This window comes from Actinokineospora sp. (assembly GCF_052390155.1).
GTDB lineage: Bacteria > Actinomycetota > Actinomycetes > Mycobacteriales > Pseudonocardiaceae > Actinokineospora.
Window position 1 is genome coordinate 41,833 of sequence record NZ_JBQTHF010000008.1, and the last position, 16,500, is coordinate 58,332.

Consider the following 16,500-nt stretch of genomic DNA (forward strand, 5'->3'; position numbering starts at 1 on the left):
TGCTGTTTGCGGGAGCACCCATGGCATGTCAGTCGTTGAGCGATGTCCGGTCCGGGTGCGCAGTGCTCGGCAGACTCGGGGCGAGTCCGTCCGCAACTGCCAGCCGCACCCGCGACTCGCCGACCATGAGCGGGTTGAAGTCCGGGTATCCGGCGTGAGCCAGGCGCCAACAACGGTCCGCCTCGTCGGTTTGGCCGAGTGCCGACGCGGCATTGCCGAGGCCGGTCTGCGCCCGAGCCGACTCGTACCGACTGCCGCAGCCGTCGCTGACGGCCAACGCCTGCCGGTAGGCGGCAACAGCCTGTAGGTAGTCGCCTGCGCGAAAATGAGTCCAGCCAAGGCAGTTGAGCGCCATCGCGGCGTCGAGTTCGAGACCGAGTTCGTGAAACATGCCCAGCGCGCGACTCGCGGCGTGAATCGCTTCGTCGTACTCGCCAAGTTCGGTCTGTACCAACGAGACGCCGCGCAACGTGATGGCGACGTTGCGACGACTCATACTCTGCTCATAGAACTCCAACGCCCGCGTCAGATTCTCCAGGGCGACCGAGTACTCACCTCTGTAGTGGTATATCCACGCATAGTTCGCCAGTGCGTCGGCGGTGCCGTGCTCGTCGCCGATCTCCCGGAACAACGCCAGCGCCGCACTGTAGTGGGTGGCCGCCGCGTCCAGGTCACCTCGATCACCGTGGGCGATGCCCAAGTTGTTCGACGACGCGGCTTGCGCCCAGCGGTCGCCGATGATCCTGGCGGACCCGACCGCCAGTAGGTGCGTCTCGATCCACGGGTCCCAGAGTTTCGCGAAGAAGAAGAACCCGCGCAGGGTGAACGCCAGCTGCCAACAGCGATCGTGCGCGCCCCGACCTGCGGCGAAACCGCACAGTGCCACCAGGTTCGGCCATTCCGCGATCAGCCACGCGAGCGCGGCGCGACTGTCGACGAACGTGGTGGCCACCGCGGGCAGGTCGTGGAAGAGCAGGGCCGGACGGTGGCGGTGCGGAGTGAGCACGATGTCGGCCAGCTCCGCCGCGTGCAAGGAGTAGTCCAGCAGTCGCCGGACCGCGACCGCCTGGTCTGCCGCCGCCAGTTCGGTCAGCGCATGGGCCTGTGCGAAGACCCGCAGCAGATCGTGGAACTGGAAGCGGCCCAGCGCGTGTTGGATGACCAGGTGGGCATCCAACAGCCTGCAGAGCAGTCGCTCCGCCTCGAACAGCGGGATGTCGGCGAGAGCGCCTGCCGAGCGGGCATCGATGTCGGCACCGGGATACAGCGCGAGCAGGCCGAACATCCTGCGTTGGTCGGCAGGCAACTCCCGATAGGACAACAGGAACGCCCCCGCGACGCTGCGCTCGCCGTCGTCCAGTTCGGTCAGCAGGACCGCCTGGTCCGCCAATCGCCGCGCCAGATCCGCTGTGGTCCAGGTGTCGTTGGCGCGGAAACGGGCCGCGGCGATGCGGATGGCGAGCGGGAGATACCCGCACCTGTCCACTATGGAGCGCACTGCCGGATCGCCGTCGACCAGCGACCGGTCAGGGCTGACCACGGACCTGAACAACGAGACGCCCTCGTCGGACGACAACTGGCCGAGGGCGACATGGCAGGCGTCGTCGAGGGCATTGAGCCGGTGCCTGCTGGTCACCAGCACCCGACAACGGGGCTCGGCGGGCAGCAGCGGTATGACCTGCCGCGCGCTGCGGGCGTTGTCGAGGACGATGAGCATGCGCTTGCCACGCAAGCGATCCCGATACATCGCGGCCCGATCGTCGGTATCCGGTGGGACGTCCTGTCCCGACACACCGAGTACTCGGAGAAATCGGTCGAGCGCCTCATCCGGCGGTACCTCGCCCAACGACTCGCTGTGTCCCCGAAGATCGAGGTACAGGCAACCGTCGGTGAACCGCGCCGCCAGCCGGTGCGCGCTGCGGACGGCGAGCGCAGTCTTGCCCACGCCCGCCATCCCGTTGACCGCACACAACGCCGTGACCTCGGCCGGATCGTCCAGCAGCGCGTCGCGGATCCGTTTCAGTTCGACCAGCCGACCGGTGAAATGCGGCGTCACCGCCGGAAGACCGGACGGAGGAACTGGAGGGCCATCGGCCCGCGCCGACTGTCGTCGGCCGTCGGCGGGCACGAGGTCGATCAGGGAGCCGTTGGTACCAAGTTCGAGTTCACACAGCGCGGCAAGGGCACGGTTGGGTGCGGTCACGCCGTTCTCAACTTTGCTGAGGTAACCCTTGCTGTAGTGGATTCGCTCCGCAAGTCTGGACAGGGAGAGCCCGGACGCCAAACGCAGCCTGCGCAATTCGACGCCAAAGCCGCTCTGATCACCCATTCCGGCCACACCCGCAAGTATGGCCGGGGAGTCCGCAACGGGGAACCCTTGATCGTCGAACACACGGCCGAGTCCGACCGACCGACGAAGACTGGTCATCGACCCCTGTGCTGTGACCAGCACCCCACGAACCGCCGGGATCACGTGCGCCCGCACAGCGCGGTCGCCTCGGCTCCGGCGGTGCTGTGGACACACGCCGCTTCGGTCACCATGGGCACTCCGTCGGCGCCTGCCGGATCACCACCACGAGCGAGGCTGACGCCCAACACGATCCCGACAACGGTGAGCCAGAACGCGATCCGAACTAAGGCGGCAAACGAAACCAGGACTGTCACCACGGTCACCCTTTCAGTCGGAACCGACCCAGCGGGAAGGACATTTCCATGATGTGTCGTCCACATCGGCGCTACAACGGGTTTCCTGTTGCCGGGGAAGGTGGACACCGGAAACTCGACCGCGGTTTCCGGCAGCTTCGCCGAATCACCGACGCGGGCGCGACCGCAGAACCAGCACCAGCAGACAGCGCCCACCAGGAGCACACCGATGCTGAGTGCCCACCACCCCGACCGATGTGTCCACAGTGGATCCTCCTGGCCTACCGGCCCCAGGCTGCGCAGATCGGTGGTCGCCGCGTAACCCCAACGTGCTGGGACGATCTCCACCACTCCCACCCGAACACCACCGCGTCGGCGGGTCCCGACCGGATCGAGAACACCACAGTGGTCAGCGTTGTCGCCTGGATCAGGCAGACCACGCCGAACACCGCGGCCTTGGCGACCACGTGCGCGCCAGGACGCAGCCCGGCGGCCCGTTCCCGAACGAAGATCGCACGTTCGCTGATCACCTCGCGCGCGGCCGCGGCACCGCCTATGAACGCCGCGCCGACGCACAACAGCACCAGAAGCTGTCCCGGCTCACCGGGTTCGGCTGGGCTCGGGCGGCTGAGGCCCGCACCCCGGGGACAGCCAAGGCGACTCGGTAGCGGTACAACGGAAGCGCCCCCGATCGCCAGCCCGCCGAGGCCGAAGACGAGGACCAACGGAACCGCGGAGTCCAGCAGTGCGGCCAGAATGACGGCACCGAAGACCACGGCCCGCGCCACGGTGAGCACCAGCCCGCGCGTTCCTGCCGAGACTGTGCAGGTTCAGCGGGATGAGCCGCTCGTGGTCGCCGCAGTACACCTCGACCGGGCTCAACTCGCCGGTGTCACAGGGTTCGAGCGAACAGCTCCGCGCGGGCAGCGGGGTCTCCTCGCCGAGTTGGAGCAGGCCGGGCGCGGAGTCCGGCGACACCGGAGGTTCGGATCGGCGGCTACTGGATCGGGGCCTGGCTTGGGATCTGGGCTGGGATCCGGGCTGGTCGGGCTGGGCTCCGGGTCGTCGACGGCCGGACCGTATGGGCCGGTCTGGCCGCCGAACGCCGGATACGGGCTCCCCGTGCGCACTACGCGTGGACTCATCGCCGCACCGCCGATCTCCCCGACGATCTCCCCGACGATCTCGCCACCGAGGGGGACGGCGGCGCCGGGCGGGCTTCCGGGAGCGCACCGGATGCCTGCCACGCACAGCGTCGCCGTCCCGAGTGGACCGGCGGTGGACCGGTTGTGGACCGACCGTGCCGGGGCCGACAGCGCGAGTCGCACCCCGACACGGTGATCGCCGGGCTACGGCGCGCAGCCGATCCAGCCGTGGCCGGTGACGCACACCGGAGGGCCGTCCGCGCTCGCCACGGAAACAGCGCCGAAAGCGGTGCCGAGAACGGTCAGCGCGCTCAGCAGAAACATCGCAAAAATTCGCCTGGACATGACGTCTCCCTCATTCTGGTGGATTGGCGCCGAATATGTTTCGATTTCTTGCGCCGTCCCCAGAATTGCCCGGAGAGATCTGTCGAACAATGGGTTTCCATTGCCCTGAACAAAGAGGAAACAGGAAACCCCACCCACTGCGCCGCGTTCGCTGGCACGACGCGGCGCACCGGACCGATGTCAGGGGATGTGGAGACCTTCGGTGGGCGCCTGCGCAGGCTGCGGCTGGCCGCCGGGCTCTCGCTGAGCGCGCTGGCGACCCAGACGCACTACCTCAGCAAGGTGGAGAACGGCGCGAAGCCGCCGACCGCCGACCTGGCCCGGCAATGCGACACCGTGTTGGACAGCGCGGGCGCCTTGACGACGTTGGTGCCGGTCCGGCCGCGAGGTGCCCCGCGTCCCGGCCACCGCGGTGCGCGCGCGAACCCGCTTCGGCGTCCGCCGCGTCCTGGTGCGGGTCGACCTCGGGGACGCCGAGGGGGGCCCGCGCGATGCTGGTGGAGTTGTTGTCCGACATCGAGCGGATCGGCAGCGCGACCGTCCGCGTCGATCTCGGCCACCTCGCCCGCCGACTGGCCAACCTGCACGGGCGATCGGCGGTCAGGGACATCTATCCGAGCCTGCGTGACACGCTCCGAACAGTCGACCGACGGCCGCTCTAGCGTCGAACACACGTTCGAACACTGTGGTAGAATTCTGCCGTAAAGGAGATTGGGGTGAAATCTGGGGATGTCGACAGTGCCAAGCCGAGTGATCAGGATCTACCACCCGTGGCCCGCGCCCGTGCAGGCCGCGCGCTACAGCGACCCGGGCGCGCTGCCGGAGATCCGCCTGTGGGTCACCAGCCTGCGCGCGCAGGGCCGGATCGCGCCCGATGTCGACTTCACGATCCACCGGAGCCAAGGGGTCGAGGTAGGACTACTGCGCGACCGGTCCGGCGCTCACGAGTTACCCCCGAGCGCCTTCCTGGTCTTCGGCCGCGACGGCCTCCGCGTGCTCGACGCGCACGCTTTCTGGCGCCAGTACCACGATCCCGGAGGTCTGGACCATTGCGCGAACTGAACACAGACGCTGGCGGGGCGACCCTCGCCCGCGGGAGGGGAGGCCAGCCACTCGCCCGCGGGTAAGGGGAGGCCTGCCATTCGCGGGCAGACGTGGCCGGACGTCGAAGATCAGGACTGCCCCGCGAGTGGGTGGGAGGGCCGGCAATAGCCTGCGCATCGACACCACCCGACCGCGGACCGCGCAGCGGCACTTCCCGGCGAGCGCAGATCCGCACGGCAGCACCGTCCCGGCGAGCGCAGGCTCAGTCGCGCGCATCGGCACCGTCCCGGCGAGCGAGTGGTTTGCCGCGCACCAACAGCGCGGGCACGGCAGGCCGGTGCCCGGCAAAGTGGACGCTGAACACAGCGGGCTGGTACTCGCCGAGTCCGATCGGGCTCGCGGTGCGGCTCAGCGCGACGGCGAGTCCGACGGTGCCGAGCATGATCAGCGCCGTCCCACCGGCGGCGGCCCCGGACTCAGCTCCCCAGTCGAGACGCGTCGCGGGCGCGGCCCAGCGAGGTGTCCAGCACCGCGAGCAGCGCGTCGCGCACCGACAGCCGCTCCCGCGCGTCGAACGCGATCACCGCGGTGGACTCGTCGATGTCGAGCGCCCACCGGATCGCGTTCAGGTCGTGCGCGGCCAGCCCGTCGAACAGGTTGACCGCCACCACGAACGGGAGCTGCAACTGTTCGAAGTAGTCCACGGCCGGGTAGCAGTCGTCGAGCCTGCGGCTGTCCACGATGACGAGCGCACCGAGCGCCCCGGTGGCGAGGTCGTCCCACATGAAGCCGAAGCGGTCCTGCCCGGGAGTGCCGAACAGGTAGAGCTTGAGCGTCTCGTCGATGGTGATGCAGCCGAAGTCCATCGCCACCGTGGTGGTGTGCTTGCCCGGCACCAGGCCGGGGTCGTCGTGCCGCGCGCCGACAGTGGTCATCTCGGCCTCGGTGGTCAGCGGCTGGATCTCGGAGATGCTGGTCACCGCCGTCGTCTTGCCGACCCCGAAGCCGCCTGCCACGACGATCTTGACCGGCAGCGGGGGCCGCCGGTACTGCGGTGCGGCCTTCGCCGCCGGTTCAGGAAATTTCCCGGAGACCACGGATCACCCTCTGCAATATGTCGATGTCACGGGACGCCTCCACCGGGGCGCGGTAGACGACCAGGTCGCCATCGGCGTTGAGATCGCTCACCAGGACGCGAACCACACCGATGTGCAGGCTCAGCCGAGCGGCCACTTCGGCCACCGAGAGCGGTTGTGTGCACAGCGCGACGATGTCGCCGTACTCGAACGGAAGCGCCTGCGCGCGGGTCAGCCCCGCCGCGGTCGAGACGACCTGGGTCTCGATGGCGAGGTCGGAATCGGCGACGACGCGGCCGGAGGTCAACAGGAACGGCCGCAGCGGCGGCGGCGCGCTCGCCCGGGGCTGTTCCTCGCGCACTTCCGCCCACGCCTTGCCGAGATAGGGCCGAACCCGTCCGATGTCCCGTTCGGGATCGTCGGGGTCGTACCCGCGGGAATCCATCGCAGCTATCCGACCGAGCTCTTCAGCTCGGCGATCAACTGCGGGCTGAGCGCGACACCGACCCGGTTGGTGAACAGCGTCATCTCGTACGCCACGTTGCCCAGGTTCGCGGACTTGGCCGCGACCACCCCCAGCACCGACCCCGAGCTGATCGCGGTGACCAGCAGGTAGCCGTCGGACATGTCGATGATGACCTTGTTCAGCATGCCGAGGTCGTAGGTGCGCGCCGCCCCGCCCGCCAGGCTGGTCAGCCCCGAGACGATCGCCGCCAGCCGCGCCGCGCGCGGCATGTCCACCGCGGTCGACACCGCCATCAGCAGACCGTCGGAGGAGACCGCGACCGCCTCGATCACCCCCGGCGTCTCGTGGGCGAACTTGCCGAGCAGCCAGTTGAAGTTCCTGGCCTCGGCGCTCAGCGGCGACGTAGTGCCGTCCACGGTCATGAGCTGGTTTCCTCCGGTTTCCGGTGCTGGCCTATATCCCTGGTCGCGCGGTCGATGCCCGCCTCGAAGTCGAGTACGAGATCGCGGGCGGCCTCGGGGTCGTCCGGCTGTCCGATGCGGACCTTGGTGCGCTTCGCGGCCTCGGGCAGGCTCGCCCCGCGCACCCGGCGCCGCAACCCCTCGGCGCCCGGCGGCGGCGGCCCGGACTGCCCGGCGCCCCCCGACGATGCGCCCGGCGCACTGTGCTGCGCCGCGGGCCGCTGTGCCGCTCGCTCCGCGCCGCCCGTGAACCAAGTCGGCGGCGACGGCTCGCCGTCCCCGTTGCGCCGATCGGACATCGACGCCAGGGTGTCCAGCGCGAGCTGCGCGGTGTGTCGGAACTCGTTGACCCACATCTGGACCGTAGGCGGACCCGGGTCAGCCTGTTTGCCGCGCGCCGCGGCCGGTTCGGCGGGCATCGGCGGCTTCGCGGACCGAGCGGGCGGTGCCTGCGGTGCCTGCGGTGCTGACGTTTCGACGGGTCGGGCAGGCGCCGCGTGCGGTTGCTCGGGCAGCCGGTTGGCGCGCTGCACCCCGGACTCGAACTGCTCCACCAGGGCACGGGCGGCATCGGGCGAATCGGCGGGCTCCCACCGCGGCCGCCCACCGTCGGTCCGCTCGGTCTTGGGTAGCTGCGCGCCGCGAACCCTGCGGTTCAGCCCCGCGATCGCCGGGCCCGCGGACTGGGACTGCCGCGACGTCGCGGCGACACGGTCGAGCGGCGCCGCGGCAGCGGGCACTCGGTCCGATCGAGGCGGAGCAGGCGGCGCCACCGCGCGGTCCGGCCGAGACTCGGCGGTGGACACAAGCCGAGACTCGGCGGGCGACACAGCCGGGACCGGACGGTCCGACCGCGCGACCGGCGCGACCGGCGCGTCGCTCGACACCAGCAGTGCCGGGGGCAGCAGGATCTCGGCGGTGACCCCACCCTCCCGCGTCGGGTGCAGCGTCACCTCGATGCCGTGTCGCCTGGCCAGCCTGCCGACCACGAACAATCCGAGCACGTTGGTCGGCGCGATGTCCAGTCGCTCGCGGCTCACCAGCCGGTCGTTCTCCTGGGCGAGCTGGTCGGGGGCCATGCCGATGCCGTGGTCGATGACGAACACGCGGCAGCCGTCCGGGTCGAGCACGGCGGTGACGTGCACCTGCGTGGTCGGCGGGGAGAACGACGTGGCGTTCTCCATCAGCTCGGCCAGCAGCAGGGTGACGTCCGAGGTCGCGTCGGGCTTGAGCCGCACCTCCGCGGCGCGCCCGATCACCACCCGCTGGAAGTCCTCGATCTCGCCGAGCGCCGAACGCGCGAGATCGCCGACAAGTTGGGGCGAGGCGCCCAACTGCTGCTCGACGGCGCCGGAGAGCACCAGCAGGCTGTTGGCGTTGCGCCGCAGCCTGCTGCTGAGGTGGTCGAGCCGGTAGAGCCGCTGCAGCAGTTCGGTGTCCTGCTCGTTGCGCTCCAGGGAGTCGATCAGGGACAACTGCCTGCCGACGAGGTTCTGCGTGCGCCTGCCGACGTTGCCGAACATCACCGCGACGTTGCGCCTGCTGACCACCTGGCGCTCCAGCAGCAGCGCGGCGACGGCCTGCACGCGGTTGATGGCGGCGGCCAAGTCGCCGATCTCGTCCTCGGTCCGCACGTCCACCGCCGCCAGCCGGGGCGCGACCTGCTCGTCGGCATCCTCGTCGGCGACCCGGACCAGTTCGGCGTTGGCCAGCTCGGAGACCCGGTCGGCGGCCAGGGTCAGCCTGCGCAGCGGCCGCGACACGGACCGGCCGATCGCGACGCTCAGCGCGAGGATCGCGATCACCAGGCCGATCGCGATGGTGCTGAACACCACCGCGGCCACGATGGCGCCCTCGGCCTCGTCGGCCGCGGCGGCGGCCAGGTCGTCGGCGATCTTGTCCTGGACCAGCCCGCGCAGCCGGTACCGCGAGTCGACCGCGCTGTACACCTGCGGCAGCAGCGTGTCGACGGCCGACGAGGTCGCGAACGCCGCCGGGTCGGCCAGGAACCGCGCCTGCAACTCGGCGACCTGGCGGGCCGCGGGCCCGCGCTCGGCCTGGCCGAGCAGGCCGCGCTGCTCGGGTGAGGCCAGCCGGTCGAACTCGGCGAGCTGGGTCCGCTCGACCGCCAGCGCGGTGCTGACCGAGGTGGCCGCGGCGGCCGCCGAGCTGGGGTCGCCGACCGCCACCAGCACCTCGGCCGCCGCGCTGCTGCTGCGCTCACCCGCCTGCACCAGGGCCAGCAGACCGCGTTCGCGCGGGCCGCCGACCAGGTCGAACGAGTCGATCACCGCGGTGATCGACTGGGTGAACTCGGTGTTCACCGCGCTGCCGGTGACACTCCGGTCGAGCACCTTGGCGCGGACGCCGTCGAGCGCGTCGACCCCGGCCAGCCCGGCGGCGAGCCGCGGGGTGAGCAGCTTGCCCATCGCCGCGCGGGCGTCCGCGACGCCGTCGCGCACGGTCTCGCTCTGCGTCACCAGCGGCGCGGTCCGGCCCTCGGGGAGTCCCAAGTAGACGATCGCCAGCAGCCGCTCGCGCTCCAGTTCCCGCACGACGCGGCCGAACCTGGCCGCGGTGTCGATCCGGGACGCGACGGCGGCGGACTGGCGGGCGTCGTTGATCTGGATCGCGACCAGCGGCACGGCGGTGGTCACGATCGCGACGAGCGGGACGATCGCCAGCAGGTTGAGTTTCTCCCGGACGAGGAGCCTACGAAAGATCATCTTCCGGTTCCTGACGAGTGCGACGCACGGCCCGGCCGACCCGGATGAGCTGGTCCGAGCCGAGCAGCTCGCGGGCGTCGAGCAGGACGAGCGACTCGTCGGCCCGCACGGACTCGATCGGCAGGTCGTCCTCGTCGTCGTCCGGGCGGTCCGCCGAGTCGGTCCAGCGGTCGCGCCGCGGCATCGGCAGCAGCGACCACAGCACCCAGCCCGCGCCCAGCACACCGAGCCCGGTGGCGACGATGACGGCGGTCCGCCGGTCGGCGATGTCCTGCTCGCGCAGCGACAGCAGGTTGGCCAGCTCGACCAAGGCCGCCTTGTCGAACTCCAGGCCGACCCGGTCGACCTGCTCGCGCAGCCTGCCCAGGTCGGCGGGCGAGATCGGCCGCGCCGCCGGGTCGGCGAGCTGGACCAGCGGGGCGAGCGCGGTGACCGTGGCCCGGAAGTCGTCCAGCCGGGCGATCAGCGCCGGGCCGAGGTCGCGGTTGTCGGTGGCGTCGATGCTCTTGCGGATCGCGTCGTCCGCGGCGGCCGCCGACCGGCCGACCCGGTCCCTGGCCACCGCGGCCTGCGCCTCGTAGCCCGCCACCAGATCGCGCGGGGCGTTGTCGGCGAGGGTCACCAGGTCGGTGTAGCGGCCCGCGTCGACCAGCACCGGTGGCAACCGCAGCAGCGCGGTGTCCATCAGGTAGTAGGAGTCCAGCTCCGGGTCGAGGATCAACTGCGAGGTGTCGCCGACCTTGGCCATCAGGGCGACCGAGAGGTCGACGACCTCGCCGTAGGCCTGATAGGCCGCCGAGCCGCTCGGCGGCCTGCCGAGCACCTCGGTGATCCGCTCGCGCAGCGCGGTCCACCTGGTCGTGGTGCCGAGGTCGGCGCCGAGTTCCGCGTCGACCCGGTCGACGTCCCGGACGGCGGCGGTGACCGCGTCCTGGCTGACCGCGGCGCCGCGGACCGCGGCCGACTGCGCCACGGTGAGCGCCCCGACCAGGGACACCGCGGGCCGCAGGTACCGCACGCCGCGCTGCTCGGCCTGGACGGTCTCGATCTCACGGCCGTTGGCCAGCCAGAACTGGCTGACGATGAACCCGAGTGGCACCAGCACCAGCAGCGTCGCGGCGAACGCCAGCAGGACCCGGGTGCCCCTCGATCGCGGCGCTGTGGTCGTCATCGGCGGTCCCGGTGCACGCCGACGGCGGAGCGTTCGGCATCGGACGGACCGGGCCTGCGCGGGCCGTCCGGCGGCCGCGCGCCCGGCGTGGCGCGCTGATCAGGCGGTGCCGGTCTCCCGGCCGGACGCTGTTCGGGCTGGTCAGTGGCACTGGCATGGCCACTGCGGGCCAGCACCTCGGTCTCGTAGGCGGCCTCGCCGTGCAGCGCGACGTCGAGCCCGGCGCGCTCCTGCCGCGGCGTCACCCGGTTGCCGACGATCTTGCCGACCAGCGTCCCGATGAGCAGCGTGACGACGAACGAGTAGCCGATCGTGGCGAGCACGACGAGCCCCTGCTTGCCGAGCAGCGAGTAGCCGCCGCCGTAGAACAGGCCGTCGGCGCCTGCGGGGTTCACCGACGTGGTGGCCAGCAGGCCCACCGAGAGCGAGCCGACGATGCCCGCGACCAGGTGCACGCCCGCGACGTCGAGGGAGTCGTCGTAGCCCAGCCAGGTCTTCATCGCCACGGCCAACGCGCACAGGGCGCCCGCCAGCAGGCCGACCACCACCGCGCCCATCGGGCCGATGAACCCGGCGCACGGCGTCACCGCGACCAGCCCGGAGATCACCCCGGACGCCGCGCCCAGCGAGGTGGGCTTGCCGTAGCGGATCTTCTCCACGGTGATCCAGGCCAGCATCGCGGTGGCCGCGGAGGTGTTGGTGTTGACGAACGCGTAGCCCGCCAGCGCGTCGGCGTGCAGGGCGGAGCCCGCGTTGAAGCCGAACCAGCCGAACCACAGCAGCCCGGCGCCGAGCAGCACGAACGGCAGGTTGTGCGGGCGCATCGGCTGCTCGGGCCACCCGCGCCTGCGGCCGAGCACGACCGCCATGGCCAGCGCCGCGGCGCCCGCGTTGACGTGCACCACGGTGCCGCCCGCGAAGTCCAGCGCGCCCATGCGCGCGGCCCAGCCGGTCGGCGAGAACACCCAGTGCGCGACCGGCGAGTAGACCAGCACGGCCCACAGCGCGATGACTGTGGTGAACGCGGCGAACTTCCAGCGGTCGGCGGTGGCGCCGGTGATCAGCGCCGCGGTGACCACGGCGAACATCATCTGGAAGCCGACGAACACGACCGGCGGGATCACCTGGGCGGTCTCGCCGGTGAATCCGGGGACCGCCTCGTCGAGGTTGGCCAGGCCGGCGAAGTGCAGGTCGCCGATGAAGCCGTTGCCCTGGCCGAACACCAGGCTGTAGCCGAGCACCACCCAGATCACGCTCACGATGGCCATCACCGTGAAGTTCTGCATCAGCATGCCGAGCACGTTCTTCGCCCGGACCATGCCGCCGTAGAAGAACGCCACTCCCGGGGTCATCAGCAGCACGAGCGCCGAGCTGGCGAGCACCCAGGCCGTAGCGCCGGCGTCCACCGTTGCCAGGTCGAACGGCATCGATCCTCCAGACAGGTGCGCGTCAGCGCGGTTCGGCCACGATCGAGGGAACACCATACCCACCCGGGCGCTAGTCAAGTGGCTTAGGTCACATACTGTCACCAGTGTTACCAATTGACCGAAGCCCGCGTGGTGAAGTGAATTTGTACGCGATGCGGACCCAGGATGGCCAGCGACCCGGCCGAAGTCGTCATGCACCGATACAGACGAACCCCGCCGCGCCCGCGCGAGCCGTCGCGCCCGCGTCTCTGACCTGCAGTTGAGCGCGCGCCAGTGCCCGCGCCGCGGGCAACCCCGCCGCGAGCCCCCGCTGGAGGGCGACCATGAGCGGCATCGTCTCCAGGTCCGGGATGGGCACCACGGACGCCACCACCTGGGCGGTCCCCCGGCCGACGAAGGTCGCGGCCAGCCCGAGCAGTTCGTCACCCGCGCAGACCACCGACCGGCCGGTGTCGCAGGAGGCGAGCACCACGGTGTGCGGCACGCGCGGCAGCCGCTCCAGGTCGTAGGCCACCAGCGGGCCGTCGTGCAGCAGCAGCGCGGAGAACAACGGGTTGTCGACCGCGAGCCGACCGTGCGCGGCCAGGTGGATGACGTCGGCGGTACCCAGGGCGGCCAGCACGGCGTCGACCGTGGCCTGGTCGCCGACCACCGCCGTGGTGCCGTGGACCGCCGCGACGGCTTCGGCCTCCGCGCGGGCCCCGGGCAGGGTCGGACCGGCGACGACGGCCACGCGGGGGCGCTCCACGGTGCGCACCGAGCGGGCCGCGAGCCACACCGTCGCGGACGGGGCGACGGTGACCGCCCGGCCGACGCAGCTCGGCAGCGCCGACCACGGCACGCTGTGCAGCGCGCCGGTCGGCACCACCACCAGCGGCAGGTCCGCGACCTCGGGCAGGTGCCCGAGCACCAGGGCGTCCAGCGCCGCCGCCGCGCGGTCGAGCAGGGCGATCGAGGGCGACCGGGCCGCGGCACGGTCGCCGGAGGCCAGCCTGCGCAACGCGAACAGCACCCGGTCGAGCAGCTCGGCGGCGTGCGCGACCGCCCCGATCCGGCGGAGCCGGAGCCTGCCATCGACCAGGGTCAGCGCGTGCAGGTCGCCGTCGAGCTGGAAGTACTCGACCATCGCCTGTCCGCCCAGCGCCGCCCGCACCGCCGCGGGTGACGCCGGGCGGGTCCGACCGTGGCCCGCGCCGGGGCGCAGCCGGTCCAGGTCGCGGATGCGGTGTTCCAGCGCCACCTGCCGCTGCCGCAGCGTCGCCTGCCCGGGGTCGCCCCGGTCCAGCCGCAGGGACACGACCCGCACCTGGGCCGTCAGGTCGGCGAGTTCCGGGTCTCGCGGGGGCAGCACCGGGCGGGCCGAGAGCCAGTTCGCGCGCCCGCGCTCGGCCCACTCGAAGACCCGGCCCGGTTTGCCCTCGCGCAGCGCCAGCCGCAGGCCCAACTCGGTCAGCTCGGCCCGGTGCACCGCGGAGTGCGCGCGCAGGTCGGTCGCGCCCAGGGCCGCGTGGTGTTCATCGAGGATGCGCAGACCGGCGCGGACGGCGCTCAGCGCGCCTGCCCGGTCGCCGTCGTCGTCGCGCAGCAGGGCCTCGGCGTACCAGCCGCGCGCCCGCAGCGCGGCAGGCCCCCGCCGACGCGCGGCCGAGCCTGCCTGCGCCAGATGCGCCCGCCGCAGCGCCCGCTCGCCGCGCGCCGCGGCCACCCGGGCCGCGACGAGCCGGGCCTCCACCGCCGCCGCGGGCCACCCGGTGCCCGCCAGCGTGTTCACCACGGCCGTGACCTGCGCGAGGCGGATACCCCGGCCGCCGTCGACCGCCAGCCGGGCGCGCAGCGCGGTCAACCGGGCCAGGGCCGCCCAGGCGGACCGGTCCTGCCGGTCGAACTCCCTGGTCGCCAGTTCCGCGTGCGCCCGGCCCGCGACCGGGTCGCCGCCGAGCAGCGCCGCCTGGGCCAGCAGCATCCGCAGCTCGGGCACCTTGAGCGCGCGCTTGTCCCGCTCGAACGCCCGCACGGCCCGCTCGGCCACCGCCGCGGCCTCGGTCGCCAGCCCCGCCGACAGCAGCAGCTCGCCCCGGTCCTGCAGGACGGGCGCGACCTGGCCGCCGTGCCGGACGATGTCGCGTTCCGCGCTGTCCAGACAGCGCAGCGCGGCGGGCACGTCCCCGCGCAAGGTCTCCACGAACCCGCGGTTCTCCGCGATGATCCCCACCACCAGGTGCCTGCCCAGCTCCCGCGCGATGGCGTCCGCCTCGGTGAGGTCGGCAACGGCGGCGGCGAACTGGTGCCGCTCGGCAAGCAGGATGCCCCGGTTCATCAGGGCGCGCTGCAGGTTGAGCCGGTCGTCGGACCGGCGCAGCAGCGGCACCGCGACCTGGTAGTCGGCGAACGCCTCGTCGAGCCTGCCGATCTGGTAGGCGATCACCGCGCGCTGGGCCCGCGCGACGGCGCCCGGGGTGCCGTCCAGCGTGCGCAGCGCGAGGCCGATGGTGCGCAGTGCCGCCTGCGGCCGCCCCCGCTGCACCATCGCGTAGGCCAGCTTCATCCGCGCCTCGCCCGCCAGCGCGGCCGAGCCGGCGGCACCCGCGAACCGGACGGCCCGGCGCAGGTGCACGATCGCCTCGTCGACGTCGGCGCACTGCAGCAGCGAGTGGCCCCACGCCTGCTCGGCCAGCGCCACCGCGACGCGGTCCCCCGCGTGGCGCCCCAGCCGCGACGCCCGCTCGGCCGCCGGGATCGCCCGCCGCGGGTCGTGGTCGGCGAGGCTCATCGCCGCACGTGCCTGCCGCAGCGTCGGAGTGGGGGCCACGATCGCCAAGGGTCCCGGCAACTCCCCCGCTCCGCCAACCCGATTTGTGCACCCGATGTATCAGCGACGGCGGCCTGTCACTCAGACAGGTGACCACTCACGAGTGGCAACAGGGAGAGGAAGTCATCCTATGAACCGTCGGAAGTTACTCATCCTGGCGCAGGCCGTCGCCTGCTCGGCAGCGATCGCGCTGACGTCGGTGAACACCGCGACCGCGGCGCCGGACAAGGCGGCCCCGCCGACGGCCGCGGACTCGGTCGTCATGGTGAACGGGGCGGGCAAGACCGTCACGCTGCCCGGGGCGGCCGCGGCCACGCTGCAGAGCGCGAGCGCCGGGGTGGGCAAGTCGGGTTACGCGGGCCGAGCGAGCAAGGGACCCAAGGTCGGTGCCGCGAAGGCCGAGCCAGGCGGCGTCGGGGTCAACTCGGTCATCGGCGCGGACGGCCGGGTGCAGGAGTCCGGGCCGTCGACGTATCCGTGGGGCGCGATCGCGCACCTGGAGACCAACCAGGGCGGCTGCACCGGTTTCATGCTCAGCCGCGACGTCCTGGTCACCGCGGGCCACTGCGTGCACTGGGGCGGCCAGTGGGTCACCTCGTACACGGTGACCCCGGGTCGCACCGGCAACACCAAGCCGTTCGGCACGTGCAGCGGCGGCATCAACGACGTCTGGACGACCGGGAACTGGATCAACGGCTACCCGTCCGACCACGACTACGGCATCGTCAAGCTCACCTGCGACATCGGCTACTCGACCGGCTGGTTCGGCTGGTGGTACAACCCCAGCGAGAACCTGGTGAACCAGTACTTCTACGTCGAGGGATACCCGGGCGACAAGCCGTACGGGACGATGTGGTGGGACGGCGACACCACCTATTCGCAGACGGCGAACAAGCTCTGGTACTGGATCGACACCGCGGGCGGCCAGAGCGGTTCCCCGGTCTACCACTACAACTCCGTCACCCCGGGACTCTGCGGCGGCTGGTGCGTGACCGGCATCCACACGAGCGGCGTGGCAGGGAGCAACCCCACCAACAGCGGCACCCGGTTCCGGCCTGATGTCATGTCGTTCATCAACTACTGGATCTCGCGGCCGTAACGGCTCCGGCACGTGGGCGTCCCCGCACGCGGGGACGCCCACGTGGCGAGTCCGGGCAACCTGGGAGGGTCTGTGTTCCGTCTCTGTG

At 71.7% G+C, this 16,500-nt stretch carries 15 protein-coding genes and 1 pseudogene; 4 read left to right on the top strand and 12 right to left on the bottom strand.

Translation table 11 applies throughout. The annotated features are described in order from the left end of the window. Nucleotides 1–28 precede the first annotated feature (28 nt). The 4 genes from ACT4N7_RS04110 to ACT4N7_RS04125 all read right to left on the bottom strand — a co-directional run bounded on the left by ACT4N7_RS04110 (nucleotide 29) and on the right by ACT4N7_RS04125 (nucleotide 4,133). On the bottom strand, nucleotides 29–2,329 hold the full coding sequence (locus ACT4N7_RS04110) for an ATP-binding protein (protein ID WP_444827215.1): 2,301 nt from the start codon (nucleotides 2,327–2,329) through the stop codon (nucleotides 29–31). Nucleotides 2,330–2,469: 140 nt separating this feature from the next. Next, the gene (locus ACT4N7_RS04115) at nucleotides 2,470–2,664 is read right to left on the bottom strand and encodes a hypothetical protein (protein WP_444827216.1); all 195 of its coding nucleotides are present in this window, start codon (nucleotides 2,662–2,664) and stop codon (nucleotides 2,470–2,472) included. Nucleotides 2,665–2,924: 260 nt separating this feature from the next. Beyond that, nucleotides 2,925–3,440, bottom strand: a complete 516-nt coding sequence (locus tag ACT4N7_RS04120) for a hypothetical protein (RefSeq protein WP_444827217.1) — start codon at nucleotides 3,438–3,440, stop codon at nucleotides 2,925–2,927. Between the two features lie 552 nt (nucleotides 3,441–3,992). Next, the gene (locus tag ACT4N7_RS04125; protein ID WP_444827285.1) at nucleotides 3,993–4,133 is read right to left on the bottom strand and encodes a hypothetical protein; all 141 of its coding nucleotides are present in this window, start codon (nucleotides 4,131–4,133) and stop codon (nucleotides 3,993–3,995) included. A gap of 177 nt (nucleotides 4,134–4,310) precedes the next feature. Here ACT4N7_RS04125 and ACT4N7_RS04130 point away from each other — a divergent pair. From ACT4N7_RS04130 to ACT4N7_RS04140, 3 genes and pseudogenes are all read left to right on the top strand, one after another. Beyond that, nucleotides 4,311–4,481 (top strand): annotated as a pseudogene (locus ACT4N7_RS04130) (helix-turn-helix domain-containing protein); the annotation flags it as partial. A 143-nt stretch (nucleotides 4,482–4,624) separates the two neighbouring features. After that, nucleotides 4,625–4,795: a hypothetical protein gene (locus tag ACT4N7_RS04135; protein WP_444827286.1), complete on the top strand. Its 171-nt coding sequence runs from the start codon at nucleotides 4,625–4,627 to the stop codon at nucleotides 4,793–4,795. A 67-nt stretch (nucleotides 4,796–4,862) separates the two neighbouring features. Next, complete coding sequence (locus ACT4N7_RS04140) at nucleotides 4,863–5,195, top strand: hypothetical protein (protein ID WP_444827218.1); 333 nt, start codon at nucleotides 4,863–4,865, stop codon at nucleotides 5,193–5,195. A 244-nt stretch (nucleotides 5,196–5,439) separates the two neighbouring features. Here the strand turns inward: ACT4N7_RS04140 and ACT4N7_RS04145 are convergent, their stop codons facing one another. From ACT4N7_RS04145 to ACT4N7_RS04180, 8 genes are all read right to left on the bottom strand, one after another. After that, nucleotides 5,440–5,619, bottom strand: coding sequence for a hypothetical protein (locus tag ACT4N7_RS04145; protein WP_444827219.1), 180 nt, complete (start codon nucleotides 5,617–5,619; stop codon nucleotides 5,440–5,442). A gap of 34 nt (nucleotides 5,620–5,653) precedes the next feature. Next, the gene (locus tag ACT4N7_RS04150) at nucleotides 5,654–6,274 is read right to left on the bottom strand and encodes a GTP-binding protein (protein WP_444827220.1); all 621 of its coding nucleotides are present in this window, start codon (nucleotides 6,272–6,274) and stop codon (nucleotides 5,654–5,656) included. Further along, entirely contained in the window at nucleotides 6,252–6,698 is a 447-nt protein-coding gene (locus ACT4N7_RS04155) for a DUF742 domain-containing protein (RefSeq protein WP_444827221.1), read from the bottom strand. The genes ACT4N7_RS04150 and ACT4N7_RS04155 overlap by 23 nt, the downstream gene beginning before the upstream one ends. A 5-nt stretch (nucleotides 6,699–6,703) precedes the next feature. Continuing rightward, the gene (locus ACT4N7_RS04160) at nucleotides 6,704–7,141 is read right to left on the bottom strand and encodes a roadblock/LC7 domain-containing protein (protein WP_444827222.1); all 438 of its coding nucleotides are present in this window, start codon (nucleotides 7,139–7,141) and stop codon (nucleotides 6,704–6,706) included. Then, on the bottom strand, nucleotides 7,138–9,906 hold the full coding sequence (locus tag ACT4N7_RS04165) for a nitrate- and nitrite sensing domain-containing protein (RefSeq protein ID WP_444827223.1): 2,769 nt from the start codon (nucleotides 9,904–9,906) through the stop codon (nucleotides 7,138–7,140). Before ACT4N7_RS04165 ends, ACT4N7_RS04160 begins: the two co-directional genes overlap by 4 nt. Continuing rightward, the gene (locus ACT4N7_RS04170) at nucleotides 9,893–11,077 is read right to left on the bottom strand and encodes a hypothetical protein (protein WP_444827224.1); all 1,185 of its coding nucleotides are present in this window, start codon (nucleotides 11,075–11,077) and stop codon (nucleotides 9,893–9,895) included. The genes ACT4N7_RS04165 and ACT4N7_RS04170 overlap by 14 nt, the downstream gene beginning before the upstream one ends. Next, nucleotides 11,074–12,504: an ammonium transporter gene (locus tag ACT4N7_RS04175; protein WP_444827225.1), complete on the bottom strand. Its 1,431-nt coding sequence runs from the start codon at nucleotides 12,502–12,504 to the stop codon at nucleotides 11,074–11,076. The genes ACT4N7_RS04170 and ACT4N7_RS04175 overlap by 4 nt, the downstream gene beginning before the upstream one ends. A 190-nt stretch (nucleotides 12,505–12,694) precedes the next feature. After that, nucleotides 12,695–15,313, bottom strand: coding sequence for a CHAT domain-containing protein (locus tag ACT4N7_RS04180; RefSeq protein ID WP_444827226.1), 2,619 nt, complete (start codon nucleotides 15,311–15,313; stop codon nucleotides 12,695–12,697). A gap of 130 nt (nucleotides 15,314–15,443) precedes the next feature. Here ACT4N7_RS04180 and ACT4N7_RS04185 point away from each other — a divergent pair, with 130 nt between their 5' ends. Beyond that, nucleotides 15,444–16,412, top strand: coding sequence for a trypsin-like serine peptidase (locus tag ACT4N7_RS04185; RefSeq protein WP_444827227.1), 969 nt, complete (start codon nucleotides 15,444–15,446; stop codon nucleotides 16,410–16,412). Nucleotides 16,413–16,500 lie beyond the last annotated feature (88 nt).

Excerpts from the sequence above, each read along its gene's own strand:
- ACT4N7_RS04110 (WP_444827215.1), bottom strand. The coding sequence starts at position 2,329 with ATGGGTGATCAGAGCGGCTTTGGCGTCGAATTGCGCAGGCTGCGTTTG.
- ACT4N7_RS04125 (WP_444827285.1), bottom strand. The coding sequence starts at position 4,133 with ATGTCCAGGCGAATTTTTGCGATGTTTCTGCTGAGCGCGCTGACCGTT.
- ACT4N7_RS04135 (WP_444827286.1), top strand. The coding sequence starts at position 4,625 with ATGCTGGTGGAGTTGTTGTCCGACATCGAGCGGATCGGCAGCGCGACC.
- ACT4N7_RS04140 (WP_444827218.1), top strand. The coding sequence starts at position 4,863 with ATGTCGACAGTGCCAAGCCGAGTGATCAGGATCTACCACCCGTGGCCC.
- ACT4N7_RS04145 (WP_444827219.1), bottom strand. The coding sequence starts at position 5,619 with ATGCTCGGCACCGTCGGACTCGCCGTCGCGCTGAGCCGCACCGCGAGC.
- ACT4N7_RS04155 (WP_444827221.1), bottom strand. The coding sequence starts at position 6,698 with ATGGATTCCCGCGGGTACGACCCCGACGATCCCGAACGGGACATCGGA.
- ACT4N7_RS04160 (WP_444827222.1), bottom strand. The coding sequence starts at position 7,141 with ATGACCGTGGACGGCACTACGTCGCCGCTGAGCGCCGAGGCCAGGAAC.
- ACT4N7_RS04165 (WP_444827223.1), bottom strand. The coding sequence starts at position 9,906 with ATGATCTTTCGTAGGCTCCTCGTCCGGGAGAAACTCAACCTGCTGGCG.
- ACT4N7_RS04170 (WP_444827224.1), bottom strand. The coding sequence starts at position 11,077 with ATGACGACCACAGCGCCGCGATCGAGGGGCACCCGGGTCCTGCTGGCG.
- ACT4N7_RS04175 (WP_444827225.1), bottom strand. The coding sequence starts at position 12,504 with ATGCCGTTCGACCTGGCAACGGTGGACGCCGGCGCTACGGCCTGGGTG.
- ACT4N7_RS04185 (WP_444827227.1), top strand. The coding sequence starts at position 15,444 with ATGAACCGTCGGAAGTTACTCATCCTGGCGCAGGCCGTCGCCTGCTCG.